Annotated in this window: 1 protein-coding gene; it reads left to right on the top strand. The window is 77.6% G+C overall.

The features are described from left to right. Window positions 1-1,382 (top strand): condensation domain-containing protein (locus AE652_RS41450; protein ID WP_049661167.1); only part of this gene is annotated, 1,382 nt, incomplete at both ends.

Genomic DNA, 1,382 nt, shown 5'->3' with positions numbered 1-1,382 from the left:
GCCGCGCTGCTGCGGGACGGCCACCGCACCTTCGTCGAGCTCGGGCCCGCCTCGCCGCTGCTCGACGAGGTCCGGGCGGCCGGGCACACCGCGGTCCTGCCGTCGCTGCGCCCGGGGGAGGACGCCCGGCGCACCCTCCTCGACAGCCTCGGCGCGCTCTACACCCGGGGCGCGCGGATCGACTGGGCGCGCGTGCACGGCGAGCCCGCCGGGCCGCCGGTGCGCCTGCCCGGGTACCCGTTCCAGCGCGAGCGCTACTGGCTCTGGACCGGTGCCCCGCGCCGCACCGGGGCACCGGCCCCGGAGGGGTCGCTGGTCGCGCAGGTACGGCTGGTCGGCCCCGACGGTACGCCGGTGGCGCTCGCCGACGGCGTGCGCCTGGAGGCGGTGCCGGACGCCCTGCCGCCCACCGAGTCCGCGACGGAGACGCCCGCGACGGAGCCGCCCGCGAGGCAGGGATCCGCCGAGGACGTCGTCGAGCTGGTGGCCGGCATCGTCGGCCGGGCGCGCGGCGCGGCCGTCACCGGCGACGACCGGGAGCTGCCGCTGCGGCGCCTGGCCGTCGATTCGCTGATCGCGATGGACATCCGGCAGACCATCGCCCGGCGGCTCGGCGTGGACCTGCCGCTGCGCGACCTGCTGGACGGCCGGAGCGTCACCGCGATCGCCGACGCCGTCCGGGCCGCACGCGGCGACAACGGCGACGGCAGCGGCGCTGGCGCCCGACGACCCGGGACGGCGCTGGTCGCCGACCCGGCGGCCCGCCACGAGCCGTTCCCGCTCACCGACCTCCAGCAGGCCTACCTGGTCGGCCGGACCGACGCCTTCGAGCTCGGCAACGTCTCCACCTCCTTCCTGGTCGAGGTGGACCTGACCGACACCGACCCGGACCGGCTGGCCGCCTCCTTCCGGCAGCTCGTCGACCGGCACGACATGCTCCGCGCGGTCGTCTCCCGGGACGGGCACCAGCGGGTGCTCGCCGAGGTCCCCGAGTACCGGATCGCCACCGTCGACCTGCGGGCCTGCGACCCGGTCGAACGGGAGCGCCGGCTGGCCGCGATCCACCGGGAGATGCGGGACCAGGTCTTCGACACCGAGGCCTGGCCGCTGTTCGACGTCCGGGCCACCCTGCTCGACGCCCGCACCACCCGACTGCACCTCAACTTCGACGCGCTGATCATCGACGGCCGCAGCTCCGGGCTGCTGTTCCGGGAGTGGGCGCAGGCCTACCGCCACGGGGCGCCCGCGACCCCCGCCCCGGCCGTCACCTACCGCGACTACGTGCTCGCCGCCGCCGGGGCGGACGCCGAGGGGCGCGAGCGGTCGCTCGCCTACTGGCGGGCCCGCGTCGACTCGCTGCCGCCCGCGCCCGCCCTGCCGCT

The sequence above is a fragment of the Kitasatospora sp. MY 5-36 genome, assembly GCF_001182915.1.
Lineage (GTDB): Bacteria > Actinomycetota > Actinomycetes > Streptomycetales > Streptomycetaceae > Kitasatospora.
The sequence above is the reverse complement of the archived record's forward strand: the minus strand, read 5'-3'. Positions and strand labels throughout refer to the sequence as shown.